This is a genomic window from Rhodanobacter aciditrophus, from assembly GCF_050026795.1.
GTDB lineage: Bacteria > Pseudomonadota > Gammaproteobacteria > Xanthomonadales > Rhodanobacteraceae > Rhodanobacter_A.
In genome coordinates, this window is the sequence record NZ_JALBWP010000011.1 from 656,847 (window position 1) to 678,401 (window position 21,555).

At 69.4% G+C, this 21,555-nt stretch carries 19 protein-coding genes; 10 read left to right on the forward strand and 9 right to left on the reverse strand.

The annotated features are described in order from the left end of the window. Positions 1–5 precede the first annotated feature (5 nt). A complete protein-coding gene (locus ACQGNW_RS11820) occupies positions 6–1,994 on the reverse strand; it encodes an acetyl/propionyl/methylcrotonyl-CoA carboxylase subunit alpha (RefSeq protein WP_426663371.1) in 1,989 nt (662 codons plus the stop codon). Positions 1,995–2,093: 99 nt separating this feature from the next. Further along, on the reverse strand, positions 2,094–2,885 hold the full coding sequence (locus ACQGNW_RS11825) for an enoyl-CoA hydratase-related protein (protein WP_426663372.1): 792 nt from the start codon (positions 2,883–2,885) through the stop codon (positions 2,094–2,096). 123 nt (positions 2,886–3,008) lie between these two features. Between ACQGNW_RS11825 and ACQGNW_RS11830 the strand changes: the two genes are divergently transcribed. The 6 genes from ACQGNW_RS11830 (at position 3,009) to ACQGNW_RS11855 (ending at position 7,720) form a co-directional block, all read left to right on the forward strand. Next, a complete protein-coding gene (locus ACQGNW_RS11830) occupies positions 3,009–3,254 on the forward strand; it encodes a FeoA family protein (protein ID WP_426663653.1) in 246 nt (81 codons plus the stop codon). Continuing rightward, positions 3,251–5,092 (forward strand): ferrous iron transporter B, encoded by a 1,842-nt coding sequence (feoB, locus tag ACQGNW_RS11835; RefSeq protein WP_426663373.1) that lies wholly within the window; start codon positions 3,251–3,253, stop codon positions 5,090–5,092. The genes ACQGNW_RS11830 and feoB overlap by 4 nt, the downstream gene beginning before the upstream one ends. Beyond that, positions 5,089–5,403, forward strand: coding sequence for a DUF6587 family protein (locus ACQGNW_RS11840; RefSeq protein ID WP_426663374.1), 315 nt, complete (start codon positions 5,089–5,091; stop codon positions 5,401–5,403). The genes feoB and ACQGNW_RS11840 overlap by 4 nt, the downstream gene beginning before the upstream one ends. Before the next feature lie 47 nt (positions 5,404–5,450). Further along, positions 5,451–6,029: a cupredoxin domain-containing protein gene (locus ACQGNW_RS11845; RefSeq protein ID WP_426663375.1), complete on the forward strand. Its 579-nt coding sequence runs from the start codon at positions 5,451–5,453 to the stop codon at positions 6,027–6,029. A gap of 4 nt (positions 6,030–6,033) precedes the next feature. Continuing rightward, positions 6,034–6,888 carry an FTR1 family iron permease gene (locus ACQGNW_RS11850; RefSeq protein ID WP_426663376.1) on the forward strand — a complete coding sequence of 285 codons (855 nt, stop codon included), beginning with the start codon at positions 6,034–6,036 and terminating at the stop codon, positions 6,886–6,888. Positions 6,889–6,979: 91 nt separating this feature from the next. Next, positions 6,980–7,720 (forward strand): hypothetical protein, encoded by a 741-nt coding sequence (locus ACQGNW_RS11855; RefSeq protein WP_426663377.1) that lies wholly within the window; start codon positions 6,980–6,982, stop codon positions 7,718–7,720. Positions 7,721–7,739: 19 nt separating this feature from the next. Here ACQGNW_RS11855 and ACQGNW_RS11860 read toward each other — a convergent pair whose 3' ends face one another. The 3 genes from ACQGNW_RS11860 to ACQGNW_RS11870 all read right to left on the reverse strand — a co-directional run bounded on the left by ACQGNW_RS11860 (position 7,740) and on the right by ACQGNW_RS11870 (position 11,201). Continuing rightward, complete coding sequence (locus ACQGNW_RS11860; RefSeq protein ID WP_426663378.1) at positions 7,740–9,347, reverse strand: carboxyl transferase domain-containing protein; 1,608 nt, start codon at positions 9,345–9,347, stop codon at positions 7,740–7,742. Positions 9,348–9,474: 127 nt separating this feature from the next. Beyond that, positions 9,475–9,852: a hypothetical protein gene (locus ACQGNW_RS11865; protein ID WP_426663379.1), complete on the reverse strand. Its 378-nt coding sequence runs from the start codon at positions 9,850–9,852 to the stop codon at positions 9,475–9,477. 164 nt (positions 9,853–10,016) lie between these two features. Beyond that, positions 10,017–11,201: a thiolase family protein gene (locus ACQGNW_RS11870; protein WP_426663380.1), complete on the reverse strand. Its 1,185-nt coding sequence runs from the start codon at positions 11,199–11,201 to the stop codon at positions 10,017–10,019. A gap of 238 nt (positions 11,202–11,439) precedes the next feature. Between ACQGNW_RS11870 and ACQGNW_RS11875 the strand changes: the two genes are divergently transcribed. Next, entirely contained in the window at positions 11,440–14,274 is a 2,835-nt protein-coding gene (locus ACQGNW_RS11875; RefSeq protein WP_426663382.1) for a S8 family serine peptidase, read from the forward strand. Between the two features lie 36 nt (positions 14,275–14,310). On the opposite strand, the gene ACQGNW_RS11880 is transcribed toward ACQGNW_RS11875, so the two are convergent. From ACQGNW_RS11880 to ACQGNW_RS11895, 4 genes are all read right to left on the reverse strand, one after another. Then, the gene (locus ACQGNW_RS11880) at positions 14,311–15,147 is read right to left on the reverse strand and encodes a DoxX family membrane protein (RefSeq protein WP_426663383.1); all 837 of its coding nucleotides are present in this window, start codon (positions 15,145–15,147) and stop codon (positions 14,311–14,313) included. A 124-nt stretch (positions 15,148–15,271) separates the two neighbouring features. After that, entirely contained in the window at positions 15,272–16,087 is an 816-nt protein-coding gene (locus ACQGNW_RS11885; protein WP_426663384.1) for a DeoR/GlpR family DNA-binding transcription regulator, read from the reverse strand. Then, the gene (locus ACQGNW_RS11890; RefSeq protein WP_426663385.1) at positions 16,084–17,307 is read right to left on the reverse strand and encodes an amidohydrolase family protein; all 1,224 of its coding nucleotides are present in this window, start codon (positions 17,305–17,307) and stop codon (positions 16,084–16,086) included. Before ACQGNW_RS11890 ends, ACQGNW_RS11885 begins: the two co-directional genes overlap by 4 nt. A 170-nt stretch (positions 17,308–17,477) precedes the next feature. Beyond that, a complete protein-coding gene (locus tag ACQGNW_RS11895) occupies positions 17,478–18,395 on the reverse strand; it encodes a class I fructose-bisphosphate aldolase (RefSeq protein ID WP_426663387.1) in 918 nt (305 codons plus the stop codon). A 57-nt stretch (positions 18,396–18,452) separates the two neighbouring features. Here ACQGNW_RS11895 and ACQGNW_RS11900 point away from each other — a divergent pair, with 57 nt between their 5' ends. From ACQGNW_RS11900 to ACQGNW_RS11910, 3 genes are read left to right on the forward strand one after another with little or no spacing between them, the layout of a single operon-like run. After that, positions 18,453–19,658, forward strand: a complete 1,206-nt coding sequence (locus ACQGNW_RS11900) for an SIS domain-containing protein (RefSeq protein ID WP_426663388.1) — start codon at positions 18,453–18,455, stop codon at positions 19,656–19,658. Beyond that, entirely contained in the window at positions 19,655–20,581 is a 927-nt protein-coding gene (locus tag ACQGNW_RS11905; RefSeq protein ID WP_426663389.1) for a carbohydrate kinase family protein, read from the forward strand. The genes ACQGNW_RS11900 and ACQGNW_RS11905 overlap by 4 nt, the downstream gene beginning before the upstream one ends. Further along, positions 20,578–21,510 carry a 1-phosphofructokinase family hexose kinase gene (locus ACQGNW_RS11910; RefSeq protein ID WP_426663390.1) on the forward strand — a complete coding sequence of 311 codons (933 nt, stop codon included), beginning with the start codon at positions 20,578–20,580 and terminating at the stop codon, positions 21,508–21,510. The genes ACQGNW_RS11905 and ACQGNW_RS11910 overlap by 4 nt, the downstream gene beginning before the upstream one ends. Positions 21,511–21,555: the final 45 nt, after the last annotated feature.

The window sequence follows — 21,555 nt, forward strand, 5'->3', positions numbered from 1 at the left end:
CAGGATCAGCTGGCGAAGCGCACCAGCACCACATCGGCCTCGACGAAATCGCCCTGCGCGGCCGACACGTGTTCGATGGTGCCGGCGCGCGGCGCCTTCAAGGCCAGTTCCATCTTCATCGCTTCCATCACCAGCAGTTCCTGGCCTTCCTCGACACTGTCGCCCGGGCCGGCCTTCACCAGCACGATGCGGCCGGGCATGGGCGCGACGACCTGGCTGCCGCCGGCGGTGTCCTTGCTTTCCCAGGCATAGGCCGGTGCGCGGTCGAGGCGCCAGCGGCGTCCCGCGGCGTCGTGCAGCAGCACGCGGCGCGCATCGGCGCGCAGGTTGAAGCGCTCGGCCTCGTCGTCGAAGCGTGCATTGAGCGAAGCGTCGTCCAGGCGCGCACCGCGCACCTCGCAGGTGCTGTCGCCCAGGCGCAGGCGATAGTCCCCGGAGTGGCCATGCGCGTCGATCTCGAAACGCGCCGCGCCGCGCGTGAACGCCACGACGCGCCTGCCGGCATGACCCACGCGCCAGGCGTCGGCGCTGGCCCAGGGCGAATGCGGGTCGGCGGCATCCGCCGCCACGCGCGCCTCGTCGTCGAGCAGTGCGGCGGCGGCGGCGGCGAACAGCGTGCGCACCCCGGGTTCGCTGCCGCCGGCGACGAATTCGTCGAGATGGCGGTCGAGGTAGCCGGTGTCGATGCGCGCCTCGGTGACCGCGGGATGCCGCACCAGCCGTTCGAGGAAGGCGATGTTGGATTTCGGGCCTTCGATCTCGCATTCCGCCAGCGCTTCGCGCAGGCGCTCGAGCGCCTGCGCCCGATCCTCGTCCCACACGATCAGCTTGGCGATCATCGGGTCGTAGAAGATCGTCACCGTGTCGCCTTGTGCCACGCCGCCGTCGAGGCGCACGTGGCGCGACGGCGCGGGCAGGCGCAGCGCCTGCAGTTTGCCCGAGCCGGGCAGGAAGTTCTGCTCGGGGTCTTCCGCGTAAAGGCGCACCTCGATCGCGTGGCCGTGCGAGACCACTCCGTCTTGCGTCAGCGGCAGCGGCTCGCCGTCGGCCACGCGCAGCTGCCATTCCACCAGGTCGATGCCGTGGGTGAGTTCGGTGACGGGGTGCTCGACCTGCAGGCGCGTGTTCATCTCCATGAAGTGGAAATCGCCCTGCGGTCCCACGATGAATTCCACCGTGCCCGCGCCCACGTAGTTCACCGCGCGCGCCGCGGCGACGGCGGCTTCGCCCATCGCCTTGCGGCGTTCGGGGGTGAGGAAGGGCGAGGGCGTTTCCTCCAGCACCTTCTGGTAGCGGCGCTGTGCCGAGCATTCGCGTTCGCCCAGGTGGATCACGTGGCCGTGGCGGTCGCCGAAGATCTGGAACTCGATGTGGCGCGGATGCTCCACGTAGCGTTCCAGCAGCATGCTGGCATCGCCGAACGCGGCCAGTGCCACGCGCTGCGCGGTGGCCAGCGCCTCGGGGAATTCGGCGTCCGAGCGCACGATCTGCATGCCCTTGCCGCCGCCGCCGGCGGAGGGCTTGATGATCAGCGGGTAGCCGATGGCGTGCGCCTGTTCGGCGAGGAAGGCGTTGTCCTGGTTGTCGCCGCCGTAGCCGGGCACCAGCGGCACGTCGTGCTTCGCCATCAGCGTCTTGGCTGCCGACTTCGAGCCCATCGCCTCGATGCTCTCGGGGTCGGGGCCGATGAACACGATGCCGGCGTCCTGGCAGGCACGCGAGAACGCGGTGTTCTCGGAGAGGAAGCCGTAGCCGGGATGGATGGCCTGCGCGCCGCTCTTCTTCGCGGCATCGAGGATGGCGTCGATGCGCAGGTAGGAGTCGGACGGACGCGCGCCGCCGATCGGCCAGGCCTCGTCGGCGAGACGCACGTGCTGGGCGTCGCGGTCCGCTTCCGAATACACCGCGATGCTGCGGATGCCGAGCCGGCGGCAGGTGCGGATCACGCGGCAGGCGATTTCGCCACGGTTGGCGATCAGTACGCGTTCGAACATGCGGGTTCCTGGGCCGGGGCAAAGCCTCGGAAAGTTAGCAGATGGGCGTCGCCGCGCCGATGCGCAGCGCAGCAAACGCGCGGCTCGCCCGGGTGGGCGTCAGGACGCGATCCACGCCGGCGCGCGCTTGTCGAGGAAGGCAGTGAGTCCTTCCTGGCCTTCCGGCGACACGCGCAAACGGGCGATCAGCGCGGCGTTGTCGCGGTCGATGCGTTCGGTCGCGGCCTCGGCGAGGCCGCCCATGCGGAAGGCCAGCAGTTTGGCCTCGCGCTGCGCCTCGGGGCCGGCCTTGGCCAGCAGGTTCAGCGCGAACGCCGTCGCCTCGTCCAGCGCGTCCGGTGCGACGACCTGGTGCAGCAGCCCGATGCGCTGCGCCTCGGCGGCGTCGAACACCTCGCCGGTGAGGAACAGCTTGCGCGCCTGGCGCAGGCCGATCGCGGCGACCACGTAGGGCGAGATCACCGCGGGCACCAGGCCCAGCTTCACCTCGGTGAGGCCGAACTTCGCGCCGGCCGCGCCGATCGCGATGTCGCAGCAGGCGACCAGGCCCACGCCGCCGCCGTAGGCCGCGCCGTTGACGCGGGCGAGGGTGGGTTTGGGGCAGAACTGCAGGCTGCGCATCAGACGCGCCAGGCGCAGCGAGTCGTCGAGATTCTCCTGCTCGCTGGCCGTGGCCATGCCGCGCATCCAGTTCAGGTCGGCGCCGGCGGAGAAGCTGGCGCCGCTGCCGGTGAGGACCAGTGCGCGCACCGCCGGATCGCGGCCCGCGGCCTCGACGGCGATGGTGAGCTCGGCGATCAGCGCATCATCGAAGGCGTTGTGCACCTCGGGACGGTGCATGGCCAGCGTGCGCACGCCGGCGCGGTCGGTCGTCAGGACGGCGGTACTCATCGGCGGATCCTGCAGGGGCAAACCACCATGTTAAACCGTCGCGCAACGCCGGCCGGGCGCGGCTGCAGGGAGCGCGAAATACGGCTACAATGCGAACAATTCTTATTTGTGGCCGGATCGATCGTGCGCCTGTCCGATTTGCCGAAGGGTACCGCCGCCGTGGTGGATCGCGTGGACGATGCCCACGCGAACGATCCGATCGCGCAGCGCCTGCGCGACCTCGGCTTTGTCGACGGCGAGGCGGTGCGGGTGGTGGCGTGTGCGCCGCTGGGTGCCGATCCGCTGCTGGTCCAGATCGGCTTCACCCGCTTCGCGCTGCGCCGCGCCGAGGCGGCCCGGGTCGCCGTCCGGTCCGGGGTGGCGGCATGAGCGCGGATGCGCTGCGCATCGCCCTGGTGGGCAATCCGAACTGCGGCAAGACCGCGTTGTTCAACCTGCTTACCGGCGGCCGGCAGAAGGTGGCGAACTATGCCGGCGTCACCATCGAGCGCAAGGAAGGGCGCTTCGTGGCGCCGTCCGGGCGCGTGCTGCAGATCCTCGATCTGCCCGGCGCCTACAGTTTCGATGCGGTGAGCCCCGATGAGCAGATCACCCGCGACGTGCTGGAGGGCAACTATCCCGGCGAGGCGCCGCCCGACCTGATCGTCTGCGTGGCGGACGCCACCAACCTGCGCCTGCACCTGCGCTTCCTGCTGGAGGTACGGCGGCTGGGCCGCCCGGTGGTGCTGGCGCTGAACATGATGGACGCCGCGCGCCGGCGCGGCATCGTGATCGACGTGCCGGAGCTGTCGCGCCGGCTGGGCCTGCCGGTGGTGGAGACCGTGGCGGTGAAACGCGGCGGCGCGCAGGCGCTGGTGGAGCGCGTGGATGGCGAACTGCCGCGGCCAGCCCCGGCGCAGGCCGACGACGCGGCCAGCCGCGCCGATCTGCACGCCGAAGTGCGTGCACTGCTTGCCGCCACCGTGAGCATGCCGCGACGGACCGCGGCGCTGGACGACGCGGTGGACCGCTGGGCGCTGCATCCGGTGTTCGGCCTCGCGATCCTTGCGCTGGTGATGTTCCTGGTGTTCCAGGCGGTGTACGCCGCCGGCAAGCCAATGAGCGACCTGATCGGGGAAGGCTTCGGCTGGCTGGGCGGACATGTCGCCGCGTTGCTGCCGGCGGGGCCGCTGCAGAGCCTGGTGGTGGACGGCATCTTCGGCGGCCTGGGCACGGTGCTCGGCTTCCTGCCGGTGATCCTGGTGCTGTTCTTCTTCATCCTCACGCTGGAGGAGTCCGGCTACCTGCCGCGCGCGGCCTTCCTGCTGGATCGGCTGATGCTGTCGGTGGGACTGACCGGGCGCTCGTTCATTCCGTTGCTCTCCAGCTTTGCCTGCGCGATCCCCGGCATCATGGGCACGCGCAGCATCCAGGATCCGCGCGACCGCCTCGCCACCATCCTGGTGGCGCCCCTGATGACCTGCTCGGCACGATTGCCGGTGTATGCGCTGCTGATTGCCGCCTTCATTCCGGCGCACCGCGTGTTCGACCTGTTCAACCTGCAGGGCCTGGTGCTGTTCGCGCTCTACCTGGCGGGTATTCTCGGCGCGATGGCGGTGGGCTGGGTGATGAAGCACCTGCGCCGCGACCGCGGCGAGCATGCGCTGCTGATGGAACTGCCCTCGTACCGTTTGCCGAAGCTGCGCGACGTGGGGATCGGCCTGTACGAGCGCGGCGCGATCTTCCTCAAGCGGCTCACCGGCGTGATCCTCGCGCTGACCGTGCTGATGTGGTTCATCTCCACGTTCCCTGCGCCGCCGCCGGGTGCCACGCTGCCGGCGATCGACTACAGCTTCGCCGGTCATATCGGCCAGTGGCTGGCCCACCTGTTCGCGCCGCTGGGTTTCAACTGGCAGATGAGCCTCGCGCTGATTCCCGCGTTCGCCGCGCGGGAAACCGCGGTGGCTGCGCTGGCCACGGTGTACATGGTGGGCGGCGATGCGGCCGGCGGCGGACTCGCCCATGCGCTGGCAAGCCAGATCTCGCTGGCGAGCGCGCTGTCGCTGCTGGTGTGGTTCGCCTATGCGCCGCAGTGCATGTCCACGCTGGCGGTGATCCGGCGCGAGACCGCGTCGTGGCGCAACGTGGCGATCTCGTTCGGCTACATGTTCGCGATGGCCTATGCGGCGTCGTTCCTCACCTACCAGATCGCGAGCGCGCTGGCATGAGCACGGGCCTGGTCCTGCAGTACGTCACCGTCGGCCTGATCGTGCTGGTCAGCCTGCTGGTGGTGCTGCGCAAGCTGGCGCCGCGACTCACGGCGCGCTGGCTGGCCGCCGCCGCTTTGCGTCTGGACCGGCCGGATGTCCCGGTCTGGAAGCGCGCGCTGGCGCGCATGCTGCAACCGAAACAGACCACCGGCAACTGCAGCGACGGCTGCGATACCTGCGGCGCCTGCGGTCCGAAGCCACCCGCTGCCGCGCATCCGTCGACCGCCGCGGAGCCGATGCCGCTCGGTTTCCGCCCCCGCCGGAAGTAGGCCAGGCGTCGCGTGCAGCGATGCTTGCGGCATGCATCGCGTGGCGCATGACGGCGACCCCCGGCCACGGCGTTTCTGGCGCGACACGCGTGTTTGCGCCGAGCCTCCCGCGGAGCGGCTGGATCGTGGACAAGGGCCGTCCTTGGCGCCGTATGCAGGTCCCTGCGCGGATTCGCCGCATCTGGAGCGTGACCGAAATGCCTCGTGGAGGCAGGCGGCAAATTGCGGCGAAGGATGAGAACAATTATCATTTTCGCATCTTCCCGGTCCGGACTTGCCGCGTGAATCGCTCCGCCATCCTCGCCATCCTCGCCATCCTCGCCATCCTGCTGCTCTCGGGCTTCGCTGCGTACGCCGGCGAGGTTCCCGAGTTTCATCTCGCGATCCAGGGCCACGCGTTCCAGCCGACGGAGCTCAAGGTGCCGGCCGGCACCAAGTTCAAGCTGGTGGTCGAAAACCGCGACGCGGCGCCCGAGGAGTTCGAGAGCACCGAGTTCGGCCGCGAGAAGATCGTGCTGCCGAACAGCACGGCCGATGTCTTCATCGGCCCGCTCAAGCCCGGCAGCTACCGGTTTTTCGGCGACTTCCACCAGGACACGGCCCAGGGCCGGCTGATCGTGGAGTGATGTGATGCCGGGCGTAGCACTGCTGGTGTTTCGCGAGGTGCTGGAGGCGGCACTGATCGTCTCCATCGTCTGCGCCGCCACGCGCGGCGTGCGCTGGCGCGGAACGTACGTGGCCGGCGGCATCGGCCTGGGCCTGGCCGGTGCGATGCTGGTGGCGCTGGGCGCGGGTGCCATCGCACGGCTGGCCAGCGGTTCGGGGCAGGAGCTGTTCAATGCCGGCGTGCTGCTTGCCGCGGTGGCGATGATCGGCTGGCACGTGCTGTGGATGTCGCGCCATGCGCGCGAGCTGGCTAAGCACATGAGTGCGGTCGGGCAGGCGGTGAAGGCCGGCTCCAGCTCGCTCACCCTGCTGCTGGCAGTGGTTGCGCTGGCGGTGCTGCGCGAGGGCTCCGAGGTGGTGCTGTTCCTCTACTCGATGGCGATGGGCGGCATCGGCGCGGCAGGCCTGGCCGGCGGCATCGCGCTCGGCGTGGGCGGCGGCGTGCTGCTCGGTTTCGCACTGTACTTCGGCCTGTTGCGCATCCCGCTCAAGCACTTCTTCGGCGCCACCAACGCGATGCTGGTGTTGCTGGCGGCGGGGCTGGCGTCCAGTGCGGCGCGTTTCCTGCTGCAGGCCAACCGGTTGCCGGCACTGGGCGAGCAGCTGTGGGACAGCTCCTGGCTGCTTTCCAACGGCTCGCTCGCCGGCAAGACGCTGGGCGTGCTGATCGGCTACGACGCCTCACCGGCCGGCATCCAGCTGGTGTTCTACGGCGCCACGTTGCTGCTCCTGCTGGGCGGCATGCGCAAGGCCGCGCGCCCGGCGCCAGCCCGCGTGGGCGAGGCGTCGGCAGCCCGCATGGCGCAGACGCAACCCTGAATCACGCGCGTCGCCCAGGCCTCGCGGCGTCCTGTCGCGAGCCGGCGCGGTGCGTCCCAGAGAAATCGATCCGACCCCAAGGAATCCTGTCATGACTTCCCTCATCCGGGGCTGCCGCACTGCCGGCCTGGTGTTGCTCGCTGCTGCCGCGTTGGCGGTTACCAGGCGCGCGCAGGCGGATGACTTCATCGTGTATTCGCCACACGTCGTCGCCACCCAGAACGAAATCGAACTGCGTGGATATAGCGTTACCGACGGCCGCGGCGACTACGACGGCGAGCGCGCCGCCGAACTCTCCGTGGCCCATGCCTTCAACGGCTGGTGGAAGGCCGAGCTGTACCTGGCCGAGTATGAGCGCGAGCCGGGCGAGGTCGGCAAGCTGGTCGGCTACGAGTTCGAGAACACGTTCCAGCTGAGCGAGCCGGGCCGGTACTGGGCCGACATCGGCCTGCTCGCATCCTACGGCCATCCGAAGGGTGGCGGTCCCGGCGAGCTGGAGTTCGGCCCGCTGATCGAAAAGACGGTTGGCCGCTTCGACCACCGGGTCAACCTGGTCTGGGAGAAGGAGATCGGCGCGGGCGCGGCGTCCAAGACCGAATTCCGCTACAGCTACCAGGGCACCTACGCGGTGTCGGGGGCGTTCCGCCCAGGTCTCGAAGCCTATGGCCGGCCCGACGACGACGCCTACCAGGCGGGCCCGATCGTCGCCGGCGAATGGCACGTGCCGCACAGCACCGGCAACGTGGAATACCGTTTCGGCGTGCTGCTGGGCATCAACGCGGCGGCGCCGCGGCGCACCTGGCTGGCCCAGCTGGAATACGAGTTCTTCTGAGCCGCCCGGTGCCGCGGCGCTACATGCGGAACACGCCGTAGCGTTGCGGTTCGATCGGTGCGTTCATCGATGCGGAGATCGCCAGCCCCAGCACGCGACGGGTGTCGGCCGGGTCGATGATGCCGTCGTCCCACAGCCGCGCGCTGGCGTAGTAGGGGTGGCCCTGGCGCTCGTACTGCTCGCGGACCGGCGCCTTGAAGGCTTCTTCGTCCTCCCGGCTCCATTCCTTGCCGGCGGCCTCCAGGCCATCGCGCTTCACGGTGGCCAGCACACTGGCCGCCTGCTCGCCGCCCATCACGCTGATGCGCGCGTTCGGCCACATCCACAGGAAGCGGGCGCCGTAGGCGCGGCCGCACATGGCGTAGTTGCCGGCGCCGAAGCTGCCGCCGATCACCACGGTGAACTTCGGCACGTGCGAGCAGGCCACCGCGGTGACCATCTTGGCGCCATCCTTGGCGATGCCGGCCTGCTCGTACTTCTTGCCGACCATGAAGCCGGTGATGTTCTGCAGGAACACCAGCGGCACGTTGCGCTGGTTGCACAGCTCGATGAAGTGCGCGCCCTTGAGCGCGCTCTCGGCGAACAGGATGCCGTTGTTGGCGACGATGCCCACCGGATAGCCATGGATGTGCGCGAAGCCGGTGACCAGCGTCTTGCCGTAGCGTGCCTTGAATTCGTGGAACTCCGAGCCGTCGACGATGCGTGCGATCACCTCGCGGATGTCGAACGGGCGGCGGGTGTCCTCGGGGATCACGCCGTACAGTTCGTCGGCCGGGTACCTGGGCTCGACCGGGGTCTTCAGTGCCAGCGGCATGACCTTGCGGCGATTGAGGCTTGCCACCGCTTCGCGAGCTATGGACAACGCGTGCGCATCGTTCTCGGCGTAGTGGTCGGCCACGCCCGAGACGGACGTATGGACGTCCGCGCCGCCCAGCGTCTCGGCATCCACCACTTCGCCGGTGGCGGCCTTCACCAGCGGTGGGCCGCCCAGGAAGATGGTGCCCTGTTCGCGCACGATGATGGTCTCGTCGCTCATCGCCGGCACGTAGGCGCCACCGGCGGTGCAGCTGCCCATCACCACGGCGATCTGCGGGATGCCCAGGCCGGACATCCGCGCCTGGTTGTAGAAGATGCGGCCGAAGTGCTCCTTGTCCGGGAACACCTCGTCCTGCAGCGGCAGGAAGGCGCCGCCGGAATCGACCAGGTAGATGCAGGGCAGGCGGTTCTCCAGCGCCACTTCCTGCGCACGCAGGTGCTTCTTCACCGTCATCGGGAAGTAGGTGCCGCCCTTCACGGTGGCGTCGTTGGCGACCACCATCACCTCGGTGCCGTGCACGCGGCCGATGCCGGTGACGATGCCGGCGCCCGGCGCGGCATCGTCGTACATGCCGTGCGCGGCCAGTGGCGAGAGCTCCAGGAACGGCGATCCCGGATCGAGCAGGGCGCGGATGCGCTCGCGCGGCAGCAGCTTGCCGCGTGCGGTGTGTTTTTCGCGCGCCTTGGCGCCGCCGCCTTCGGCCGTGCGCGACAGTTCGCGGCGCAGTTCATCGGCGAGCGTGCGCAGGCGTGCGCTGCCGGCCTGGAATTCGGAAGTACGCGAATCGATCTGCGAGACGATGACACTCATGCGCGGCTGCCGTCGGGATGAAACCGTGGATGATAGCGGTTGTGTCGCGGGGCGAATAATGGACGCAAGGCCGTGCACAAAAAAACGGCCGCGCGAGGCGGCCGTTCTGGAACGGTGACAAAGCGGATCAGTGCTTCATCGCATCCTTGGTCTTTTCCGCGGCGTCCTTCGCGGCGCCAGCGGCGTCCTTCGCGGCATCGGCAGCCTTACCGGCGGCGTCAGCGGCGTTGTTGGCGGCGCTCTTCATCTTGTCCATCGCGTTGTCGGCGGTGCCGGCGGCGGCCGGGGCAGCGGCGGTGGAGGCCGGGGCGGCGGCGGTGGAAGCCGGAGCGGCGGCGGTAGCGGCCGGGGCGGCCTGCTCGGCAGCCTTCTGGGCCTGGTCGGCGGACTGCTGAGCCTGGTCAGCAGACTGCTGGGCGTTCTGCGCGGAATCCTGCGCGCCGTTGCTGCAAGCCGCCAGCAGCGCGACGAGCGCGGAGGCGAGTAGGGTACGCGTAAACTTCATGGTGGATCTCCTTTGCCGTGGAATGCCGAATGGCCGTTTATTAATAGCGCTTTCCCGCGTTCTGCGCCATAACTTTCGCGGGGTCGCTTCAGACTCCGTTGATAGCCGGTTCAACGCGCTTTCAGCGGGGCAGTATCAGGACGCCGCCGTTACGGCTGCGTGATTCAATCGACGCATTCCACCGCGATCGCCGTGGCCTCGCCGCCGCCGATGCACAGGCTGGCGATGCCGCGCTTGAGACCGCGGGTTTTCAAGGCATTGAGCAGGGTCACCACCAGGCGGGCGCCGCTGGCGCCGATCGGGTGGCCGAGGGCGCAGGCGCCGCCGTTGACGTTGAGTTTGGCGTGCGGGATGCCGAGTTCCCTGATAGGCGCCATGGCCACCACCGCAAAAGCCTCATTGACTTCGAACAGGTCGACGTCGCTGATTTTCCAGCCGGTTTTCTCCAGCAGCTTCTGGATCGCACCCACCGGGGCGGTGGTGAACCATTCCGGCTCCTGCGAATGGGTGGCATGGGCCACGATGCGGGCCAGCGGCTGCACACCGCGGGCCTTGGCGTCGTCGGCCGACAGCAGCACCACCGCCGCGGCGCCGTCGGAGATGCTGGAGGAGCTGGCCGCGGTGATGGTGCCGTTCTCCTTGCGGAAGGCGGGCTTCAGCGAAGGGATCTTGGCGGTGTCGGAGCGGCCGGGCTGTTCGTCGGTATCCACCACCACGTCGCCCTTGCGGCCGGCCACGGTGACCGGGACGATCTCGCCGGCAAACGCGCCGGACTGCTGCGCGGCCAGGGCGCGCTTCACCGACTCGGTCGCGAACGCGTCCTGCTCCTCGCGGCTGAAGTGGTACTTGTCGGCGCACAGTTCGCCGAACACGCCCATCGCCTTGCCGTCGTAGGGGTTGGTGAGGCCGTCCCAGGCCATGTGGTCGACCAGCTTGCCGTCGCCGTAGCGGATGCCGGTGCGGGCCTGCACCATGTGCGGGGCATTGGTCATCGACTCCATGCCGCCGGCCACCACCACCGCGGCCGAACCGGCCTTGATCAGGTCGTGACCCAGCATGATCGCCTTCATGCCCGAGCCGCATACCTTGTTGATGGTGGTGCAGCCGGTGCCGACCGGCAGGCCGGCCCCCAGCGAAGCCTGGCGGGCGGGAGCCTGGCCGAGGTTGGCCGGCAGCACGCAGCCCATGATCACTTCGCTGATGTCGGCGGCGGCCACGCCGGACTGCTCCAGCGCGGCGCGGATCGCCGTGGCGCCCAGCTTCGGCGTGGGCACGCCGGTGAACTGGCCGAGGAAGGAGCCGATGGCGGTGCGCTTGGCACCGGCGATGACAACGCTGACGTCCGACATGGGGATCTCCGCAGAACACGAATGGCGCGTGGCGCCGGGGAAGCAACCGCCTGATTATCGCAGCCGATGGCGCAGTGCGGCAAACCGATGGGCGATGTGCCCCGGGACTGTTCATCGCATCTGGCGGGGCCGCTCTTGTGCCACACTGGGCTTCCACCGGAGCCGTGCGGGCAGGTGTTGCCGGGGCGGCGGCTTTCAGAGGTGGCGGGCGTCATCCTAAGGATCAGGGGGAGAGACCATGAAACCGCATGGGGAAACGGCCGTGCACGGCCTGCGTAGTCACCGGTTGGCCTGTGCCGTCGGCATGGCCCTGAGCCTGGCCGCCTGCGGTGGCGGTGGAGGGGGCGGTGGCGTCAAGCCGACCCCTGCGGCGCCACCACCCGCCTCGACCGCGCCGCCGCCGCCGCCGCTGGATGCCCAGCTCTCGATCACCAACACCTACGACGCCCACAAGGCCGGCTACACCGGCGCGGGCGTGACCATCGGCGTGGTCGACAGCGGCATCATGCGCAGCAATCCGACGGTGGCCGGGCGGGTCACGCAGGAATTGGTCTACGTCGATCCCACGGCCAACAACACGAGCATCGACGACGTGGTCGGCCACGGTACCTGGGTCTCGGAGATCGCCGCAGGCGCGGCGTTCGGGAAGTTTCCCGGCGGCATCGCGCCGGGCGCCAGCCTGGTCTCGGCGCGCATCATCGCCGACACCGAGCCGAAGGACGACGGCTCCGGCCAGGGCAACCAGGTGACCGCGGCCGACGCCGCCTTCTTCGCGCAGACGCTCAACCCGGACCTGATCAACGCGGGCGTGCAGGTGCAGAACAATTCCTGGGGCGGCATCTACTGGGACACCACCAACGCCTCGATCAACCAGGCCTTCGGCCAGGCCTACCAGCCGTTCGTGCAGCAGCACGGCGGCCTGGTGGTGTTCGCGGCGGGCAACGAATCGCGCAGCGACCCAAGCGACATCGCCAGCCTGCCCACGCTGGCGCCCGGTCTCGGCCTGGACAAGGGCTGGCTGGTGGCGGTCGCGGTGAACAGCAACAGTCCCACCCAGTTGGCGAGCTATTCCAACGCCTGCGGCCGCGCGATGAACTACTGCCTCGCCGCGCCGGGCGACGTGATCGTGCTGGACAAGAACACCACGTCCTCCACCACCAGCCCGTCCTATTACATCGTCGAAGGCACCTCGTTCGCGGCGCCGCAGGTGTCGGGTGCGGCGGCACTGGTGTGGCAGGCCTACCCGTACTTCAGCAACGACCTGGTGCGGCAGACCCTGCTCGGCACCGCCGATCCGCTGGGCGGTTCGCAGCCCAATGCCACCTTCGGCTACGGCGAACTGGACGTGGGTCGTGCGGTGAACGGCCCGATGCAGTTCAACTGGGGCGACGTCACCGTCAGCTTCAGCGGCACCTCGACCTGGAACAACCCGATCTCCGGCGCGGGCGGTCTGATCAAGCAGGGCAGCGGCACGTTGGTACTTACTCAGCCGGCTACATACACCGGTTTGACGGATGTCCAAGAGGGCATGCTGGTCGCCAAGTCGATCGGTGGCTCCCTGAATATCGATGGCATGGTGCGCGACACCCACACAATTGGCGGGAACATCACCAACAGCGGTACGTTGTTGGTGAGTGGGGGGGACGTCAACGTAGGCGGCAATTACTACGAATGGCCTGGTGGCCGGCTTGCACTGGAACTGGGTTCCGTGTTGCGGGTCAGTGGCTCCGCCACGTTGTCTGGTCCAAGCAATGGCTATCCGGGGGCCGACCTCCAGGTTGTGGGAGCCGCCAATGGTTATGTAGCCAATTCCCACACGGATGTGCTTGTGGCCAATGGTGGACTGAGCGGCACGTTTTCATCGCTCAGTGTTGGAACGGGCGTGCTGTTGACCGCCACCTTGAGCTATGACGCAAACAGTGCGTGGTTGAATGTCGTGAAGGTTCAGGCCAGCGCGGTCCCTGGGATGAGCTATACGGGCGCTTCGTATGGGGCTGCACGACGCGTAGATAGCGCCTTTCAGCAAATCGATGCGCAGCTCGGCGGAGCAGCAGGCAGCACCAACGCCGCTTTCTTAAGCGGCGCAGCGAGCCTGCAGCAAACTGCGGATCTCAAGTCCCTTCAGCAGTCCCTGGAAAGCCTGTCCGGCCAGCTGCACGCGGCCAGTGCGGCGATGACCTTCGAGGCGATCGACGCCGGCACGCGGGCGCTGTCGCAGCGCTTCGAGCAACTGCTCGACACGCCGCAGCCCGGTGCGTGGACGCAGGGGCTCGGCTACCACGGCGACATGTCGCGCAGCGGCTACGGGAACGTGGGCTACGATCTCAGCGGCTGGCTGGTGGGGCAGGACTTCCGCGTGGGCGGCAGCGGCGTGGCCGGTTTCGCGCTGAGCCGCAGCCAGGGCCTGGGTCGGCTGACCGAAACCGCGGACCAGGGCTACAGCCACGCGGTGGAAGGCATGGTCTACGGCGGCACGGAGCGCGGTGCCTGGTACGCGATGGGCCGCTTTGGCGTGGGCAGCTACCGGGAAACCATGCATCGCCGGCTGCAGCTGGGCAACCAGTTCAGCGGCGTATCCAGCGACAGCCGCGGCCGCTACGGCGTGGCCTATGGCGAGAGCGGCTACCGGCTGGGCTTGGGCGGCACCCGCGTCACGCCGTATGCGAGCCTGGAATACGCACAGATCAATCGCGACGGGTTCGACGAGCTGGGTGGCGACGGCTTCGGGCTGAAGTCCGGCGCGCTCACCACTGCCCGCTGGCAGGCGGGAATGGGCCTGCGCGCGAGCCGTGGCTGGCAGCTGGCCCGTGGCGGCAGCCTCAATCTGCAGGGGCGATTGGCTTGGCAGCAGTCCTTTGGCCTGCGCGGTGCCGTGTTCGACGCCAGCTTCAGCGGCGTGAACCAGTGGGCGCCGCTGGGGGGCATCGGCCTGTCGCGCTATGGCGGCGTGGCGGGCGCCACGCTGGACTGGAGCATGAGTGCGCGCAGCGACCTCACGCTGGGCTACGACCAGTACTTCGGCCAGCGCGATGCGGCGAAGATGGCCACGCTGAGTTACCGCTGGTCGTTCTGAGCACCCGTGACGCCGGCTTCCAGGAGCCGGCGTCGCTCAGGCCTGCGGCCCCCGCGTCGCCCAGCCGATGCCGCGGTACGAATCCGCGACCGCCGCCGCGCCGGCGGCGATCGCACTGGACATCAGGAACGCCGACCACGCACTGCTGTCGTGCCATTGCGCGAGCAGCGGCGGCAGCCAGACCAGCAGGGTGATGACGCCCAGCATCGCCGCCTCCAGTGTGGCCGCCAGGCGCGGCCACATCGCGAACAGGATGCCGGCTGCCGTGGCGAGGCTGCCCGCGCCGGTCAGGTAGGCCCAGCCGTGCCGCCACGGCAGCCAGGCAGGTACGAAGCCGGCCGTGATGTCGGCGTAGACGTAATGCGAAAGGCCGATGGTGGGCAGCGCCAGCACGAACAGCAGCCGTGCGTTGCGCATGCCGTTGCGTCCAGCGACAAGGCGCCCGTCCGGCTTCGCCAGCGCGGCGAAGACCGCCCATGCGCCGGCCAGGATCACCGCGATCTCGCCCGCGCCCAGCCAGGTCGCTTCCATGGCTGGCGCGTAGATGACGGCCGGAAATTTCAGCAGCACCATCCACAGCAGGGCGAAGGTCGCCATCGCGCCCGCGGAAATCTTCGCGGTGCGGGGGACCAGGATGCCGATGCCGGTCGCCAGTTCGACCAGCGCAGCGAGGTGCACGAGGAAATCCTGCGCCGGCAGGTGCGCGACCGGGATGCGTTGCCAGGTGCCCGCGAAATCGCCGAACGCCAGTCCGCGCAGGCCCAGTGCGGCCATTGCCAGCGCCAGCAGCACACGACCGGGCCCCATGCCGCGCGCGGCCGGCCTGCCTGCGCCGGTAGCGAGGCACGCCGCCAGCCATGCGAGCGGAGCCATGCCCCTGCCGCCCGTTCCGGATGCTGCGTCCATCGTCCACCCTCCTGCGGAGTTGCCTGAGCACAGGAAGCCGAGCCTAATCAGGCGGGCCCGCCCGGGCAACGACCACTTTGGGCGGCAAATTTCAGACCAATTCGACCTGCACCCCGGCGTTGCGCAGCGCCTCCACGATCTCGGGCGGCGCGCTGCTGTCGCTGATCACCTTGTGCAGCTGGCGTACCGGCGCGATCACCGACAGGCTGCGCTGGCCCAGTTTGCTGGCGTCGCATACGGCAACGGTCTGGCGAGCCACGCGGATCATCAGTGCGTTGAGCGCGGACTCCAGCGGATCGGGCGTGGTCGCACCCACCTCGGGGTCGATGCCGTCCACGCCGAGGAACAGCCGGTCGGCCGACAGCTTGGCCAGTGCGTGTTCCGCATCGGGGCCGACCAGCGAATAGGAGGTCTGGCGCAGCAGGCCGCCCAGCATCATCACGCGGACGTGCGGCAGGCCGGACAGCTCCAGCGCGATGTTCAATGCGTTGGTGATCACGGTGAGCGATTGGAACTTGCGCTGGCGGATCTGCCGCGCGATCTCCACCGTGGTGGAGCCGGAGTCGAGGATGATCGTCTCGCCGTCGCGGATCATCGCCGCCGCGGCCTGGCCGATGCGCAGCTTCTGCGCCTGGTGGCGGGTTTCCTTGATGTTGAGCGGGATGTCGCTGCTGACCGGCACCACCGGCAGCGCGCCGCCGTGCGAGCGCACGATGGCCGAGGCGTTCGCCAGCGCCTCGAGATCGGCGCGGATGGTGACGGCGGAGGTGGCGAACTTCTTCGCCAGCTCCTCCACCGTGGCGCGGCCGTGTTCCTCCACGTGCTCCACGATCAGGCGGCGGCGCTCGCCGAGCAGCAGGCGATGGCGGGGCCGGGTGGCGGGCTTGGCGGTCTGGGCTTTGCTCATGCGGGCGGAATATGCAGGAGTCGGGCGGCATTGTCATGATAGACCTTGCGCAGCACCGCGTCCGGCAGCTTCAGCCCGTAGATCGACCAGCGTCCCTGCGGTGGCACCGGAGCGGGGGCGTAGTCGAAGTATTCGTCCTCGGTTTCGAGGAAGCGGTAGTAGATCTCGTACAGCGCGTCGCCGAACAACTGTTGCGGCACGTCGTCGCCCCACGGCGACGGCACCGCGTCGGTGCCGAACAGGATGCGGTCCTGGTAGCGGTCGAAGAAGCGCTGGGCGATGCGCGGCTGGCGGCCCAGCTCGCCGATGCGCGCGCTGATGTCCACCATCGTGTTCGGGAAGCGCGCCAGGCAGTCCTCGACGGCGGCCAGGTTCTCGGCGTTGTTGCCCACGTGCAGCAGCACGAAGGTGGTGTCCGGGTGGCGCGCGATCATGCGGTCGCGCGCGGCGATCAGTTCCGCATGGCTGGGAAACCCGGGGCCGTAGAACGACCAGTCCGGGTGGTTGGCCAGTTCCTCGTAGCGTTCGTTCCCGCCGTCGGTGGGCAGGAAGAACGCCTCCGGGTCGGAGACGTGCAGGAAGACCGGCATGTCGTGCGCGGCGCAGGCTTCCCACATGAGGTCGAAACGGCAGTCGTCCACGCCCACCAGCGGGCCTTCGTCGATGCGTTCGCGCAGGTACAGGCCGAGCGTCTTCAGCAGCTTCAGGCCGCGCGCGCCGGCTCGATGCGCGTGCGCGATCGCGTCGGCCTGGCGCTGCGGATAGTCCGGCTCGGGAAACAGCGCGAACGACGGCTCGGTAAGCGTGAGGAAGCGCCCCGGCGCGGCTTCGTCGAACAGGCGGATGCTTTCCTCCAGCCCCTTGCCCACGCCGCCGGTGAGGTTCACCAGCGTGCGCACGCCCTTGCGGTCCATCACCGGCAGCAATTCTTCCGGCGTGCCGAACACGGTGATCTCCTCGCCCACCGACACGCCGTTGCGCACGTTCTTCGACCAGGTGAGGTGCGCGTGCACATCGATCACCGGGTAGCGCGGGCGCTCGACGCGCGTCTGCGGCACGTGCAGCATGCTGCGCGGCCTGAAATCCTTGAGACGCAATTCGCCCTTGCCGTCGTCGCGCGCCGTCTGCAGCGGATTCTTGCCGCTGCCTTCGATACGCACGGTGCCGGCGCCGGTGGGCGGCGCGCAGCAGAGGCAGGGTTTCTGTTGGGTCCGCTTCAATCTGATAACTCGCTTCTTGCGTTCGCTTCCTCTCCCCGCCGGGGAGAGGATTGAGGTGAGGGGTCGAGGCTCGCGGCGATCCTCGATCAACGCTCGCTCTGAAACCACTTCATCGCCAGCCCGGCCCCTCGCCCAAGCCCTCTCCCCGGCCGGGGGAGAGGGAGTCAAGCTCAGCGCGGATGCTTCGCCATGATGTCGTGCACCTGGCGCACGAGGTTCACCGCCTGGTCGAACGGGCGCAGCCACATGTTGCGGCCGAACATCACGCCGTTGGCGCCGCTTTGCATGTAGTGCTCCACCTTGCGCAGCACCGCCGCGTTGTCGTCGTTCTTCTCGCCGCCGGAAAACAGCACCATGGTGCGGCCGGCCGAGCGCACCACGCGGGCGCAGCGGGCGGCGGAGTCTTCCATGAGCGTGTCGTAGGGTGCCGGCACGTTCGCCACGCTGTCGTTCGGCTCGTGCAGCTTGACGATGTCGGCGCCCAGCTCCAGCGCCACGCGCGCGGCGTAATCCTGCGCGTACAGCGTGTTGGTGCCGCCCTTGGCGTTGACCGCGCTGCCGCGCGGGTAGGACCACAGCACCAGCGGCATGCCGTAGCGCTCGCAGTCGCGGCGCACCTGCTCGAACTGGCGGAACTCGTCGTGCTGGCGCGGCGAGCCCACGTACATGGTGTAGCCCACCGCGTCGGCGCCGAGGCGCACGGCGTCCTCCACCGAGGCGAACAGCGGCGAGGTGGCCTCGGCGTCGCCGGGGATGTTGGTCTTGCCGTTGAGCTTGAGGATCAGCGGTACCCGGCCGGCGTATCCGCTCATGTACTTCTCGGCCAGGCCGATGCCCAGCGCGATGGCGGAAAAGCCGCCGGCCGCGGCGAGTTCGAACTGGTAGTCCGGATCGACGGCCGGCGGATGGGGAAAGAAGTCGGTGGGGCCGTGCTCCAGGCCCTGGTCCAGCGGCAGCACGAGCAGGCTGCCGTTCTTCGGGCCCGAGCCGTACAGCAAGCGCCACAGGCGGGCGCGCTTGCCCTGCGACAGTGGCAGGCTCGAAAACTTTTCGGAAGCTTGCGAAGGTACTTGTAAGTTCTGATTCATTTCGAATACGCTGCATATGGTGGGCGAATGGCTTCACATTCGAACGAAATGAGTCAAATGTCAATACTTGGAAACAAATCGAAAGCATTCGACAGTCTCGCCGCGCTGGCGGCGGCCGCGCCGGCGCTGCAGCGCGAGCTCGGCTGCGCCGACACCCTGCGCGAGATCCTGCAGCAGCCGGCGACCTGGCAGGCCACCGCGGCCCTGCTGCGCGAACCGTCGGTGCTGGCGCAACGGCGGGCCATGCTGACGCCGCGCCCGGCACAGGCCGTGCTGACCGGTTCAGGCAGCTCGATCTACGCGGGCGAATGCATCGCGCCCGACCTGCAGCAGACACTCGGCGTGCCGGTGCAGGCGATTGCCGCGGGCACCCTGCTCACGCACTGGCGCGGCGCGCTGCCGCCGGGCGGCGGGCTGCTGATCTCGATCGCACGTTCGGGCGACAGCCCGGAGAGCACTGGCGTGGTCGACCAGTTGCTGGCGCATGCGCCGGACTGGCGCCACCTCGCGATCACCTGCAACGCGGGCGGCAGGCTGGCCACGCAGTACCGCGGCGAGCCACGCTGCGTGGCGCTGGTGCTGGACGAGCGCACCAATGACCGCAGCCTGGTGATGACCTCGAGCTTCACCAACCTGGTGCTGGCCGGCAGTGGTCTTGGCGGCCGCGCCGACGCTGCCGACTGGCAGGACGGCGTGCGGCGCCTCGCCAGCTGCGTGCAGCGCGTGTTCGAGCGGCAGTCCGGCGCGCTCGCCGCGATCGCGAATCGCGGCTTCGAGCGGGCGGTCTACCTCGGCAGCGGCGGCGCGCTGGGCGCTGCGCGCGAGGCTGCGCTGAAGATGCTCGAAATGACCGGCGGCCGCGTGCACACGATGGCGGAGACCTTCCTCGGTCTGCGCCACGGCCCGATGTCCAGCCTCGACGCAGACACCCTGGTGGTGGCGTTCCTGTCGCCCGATCCGGCGGTGCGCGCCTACGAATACGACCTGCTGCGCGAACTCGACCGCAAGCGTCTTGGCCTGGCGCGCGTCTTGGTGGGCGAGGGCATCGGCGCCGACGTGATCGGCGCGCAGGACGTGGCGGTGGACCTTGGCGGCCTGGCGGCCGATGACGACGCGTTGCCGCTCTTGGCCGACGTGGCGGTGGGCCAGGTGCTGGCGTTCTTCCGCTGCCTGGCGCTGGGCGGCAAGCCGGACGCGCCGGCGCAGGGCGTGCTCACCCGCGTGGTCGAATCGTTCGCGCTGCACGCGGGAGGCGGAGCGTGAAACGCATCCTCGTCGCCGGCGAACTCAACGTCGACCTGGTGTTCCGGGATTGCCGGGCGTTTCCCGCGCCGGGCCGCGAGGTGCTGGCCGAGGACGCCATGGTCGTGCCGGGTAGCTCCTCGATGATCTGCGCGATGGGGCTGGCGCGGCTGGGCAATCCGGTCGCCTTCGCCGGCAAGGTGGGCGCGGACGGCTGGGGCGGCTTCTGCGTATCGGCGTTGCAGGGAGCGGGGATCGACGTGGCCGCGGTGCGGCGCGACCCTGCGTTGCGCACCGGCATCACGGCCTCGTTCTCCACCAGCCGCGACCGCGCGCTGGTTACCTACGCCGGCGCGATCGGCGCGTTGTGCGCCGCGGACATCGACGACGCGCTGCTGGCCAGGACCGACCACCTGCATGTGTCCTCGTACTACCTGCAGAGCGCGCTGCGACCGGATCTGGCGTCGTTGTTCGCGCGGGCGCGTGCGCATGGCCTCGGTACCTCGCTCGATCCGGGCTTCGACCCGGAGCAGCGCTGGGGCAGCGAATGGCCTCGCCTGCTCGCCGAAGTCGACCTGTTCCTGCCCAACGACGTGGAGTTCGCCGGCATCAGCGGTTGCGGGGACGTACTCGACGGCCTGCGCGCGCTGGACAACGGCCGCACCCGCATCGTGGTGAAGCGCGGCCGGCACGGCTGCGCCACGCTGGGCCGCGACGGCAGCCTGCTCGAGTCAGCCGCCTTCGCAGCGGAGGCGGTGGATAGCACCGGCGCGGGCGATTCCTTCGACGCCGGCTTCCTGCATGCCTGGCTGCGCGACCTGCCCCTGGCCGAGGCCATGCGCTGGGGCAACGCCTGCGGCGCGCTGTCCACGCGCGGCGTGGGCGGCACGGCACGGCAGGCCGACGCAGCCGAGGCGGAAGCCTTGCTGGGAGGCGCCGCATGATCACCGTCGCCGGCTTCAACACCGCGATCGATCACCTGATGCGGGTGGACGAGCTGCATCTGGGCGAAGTCAATCGCGCGGTGCAGGAGCAGGTGCTGCCCGGCGGCAAGGGCCTGCACGTGGCGCAGACCGTTGCCGCGCTGGGCGAGCCGGTGCAGCTGATCGGCCTCGTCGACGCGGCGCACCGCAACCTCATTGCCCGCCGCATGAGCGAACGCGGCGTGCTGTTCCACGGCGTGGAGATCGATGCGCCGCTGCGTCATTGCATCGCGCTGCAGGACGCGGGCGGGCAGATCACCGAGGTGCTGGGGCAGGGGCCGCGACTGGGCGAGCGCGATGGCGCGGCGCTGCATCGCGCGTTCCGCCTCGCGCTGGCGGACAGCGAACTGGTGGTGCTGTCCGGCAGCCTGCCGCTTGGCCTGGCGGTCGACACCTACGCCGAGCTGGCGCAGCAGGTGAGCGCGGCGGGCAAGCGCTGCCTGGTCGACGCCAGCGGCGAGGTGCTGCGGAAGGCGGTGGCGGCGCAGCCGTTCCTGCTGAAGCCGAATCGCGACGAGGCCGAGGCGCTGTTCGGCCGCAGCCTCGGCGATCTCGATGCCGCCGTCGCCGCGCTGCGCGAGCTGCATGCCCGCGGCGTGGCAATGCCGGTGCTGAGCCTGGGCGCGCAGGGCGCGCTGGGCATGGACGACAGCGGCGCGTGGCATGCCGCGGTCGAGCTCGACCAGGTGCGCAACACCGTCGGCTCGGGCGACTGCTTCCTCGCCGGCATGGCCGTGGCCGTCAGGCGCGGCGAGCCGTTGCGCGAGGCCTTGCGGCTGGCGGTGGCTTGCGGCGCCGCCAACGCGATGGATGTGGAAACCGGTTACGTGCGCCCGGACCAGGTCGAGGCCTTGCTCGGCCGGGTGCGGGTGCGGGAATGGAAGCACTGAGCGGCGGCGGAGTCCGCCACTGCCGATGAGGATGAGCCATCGGCG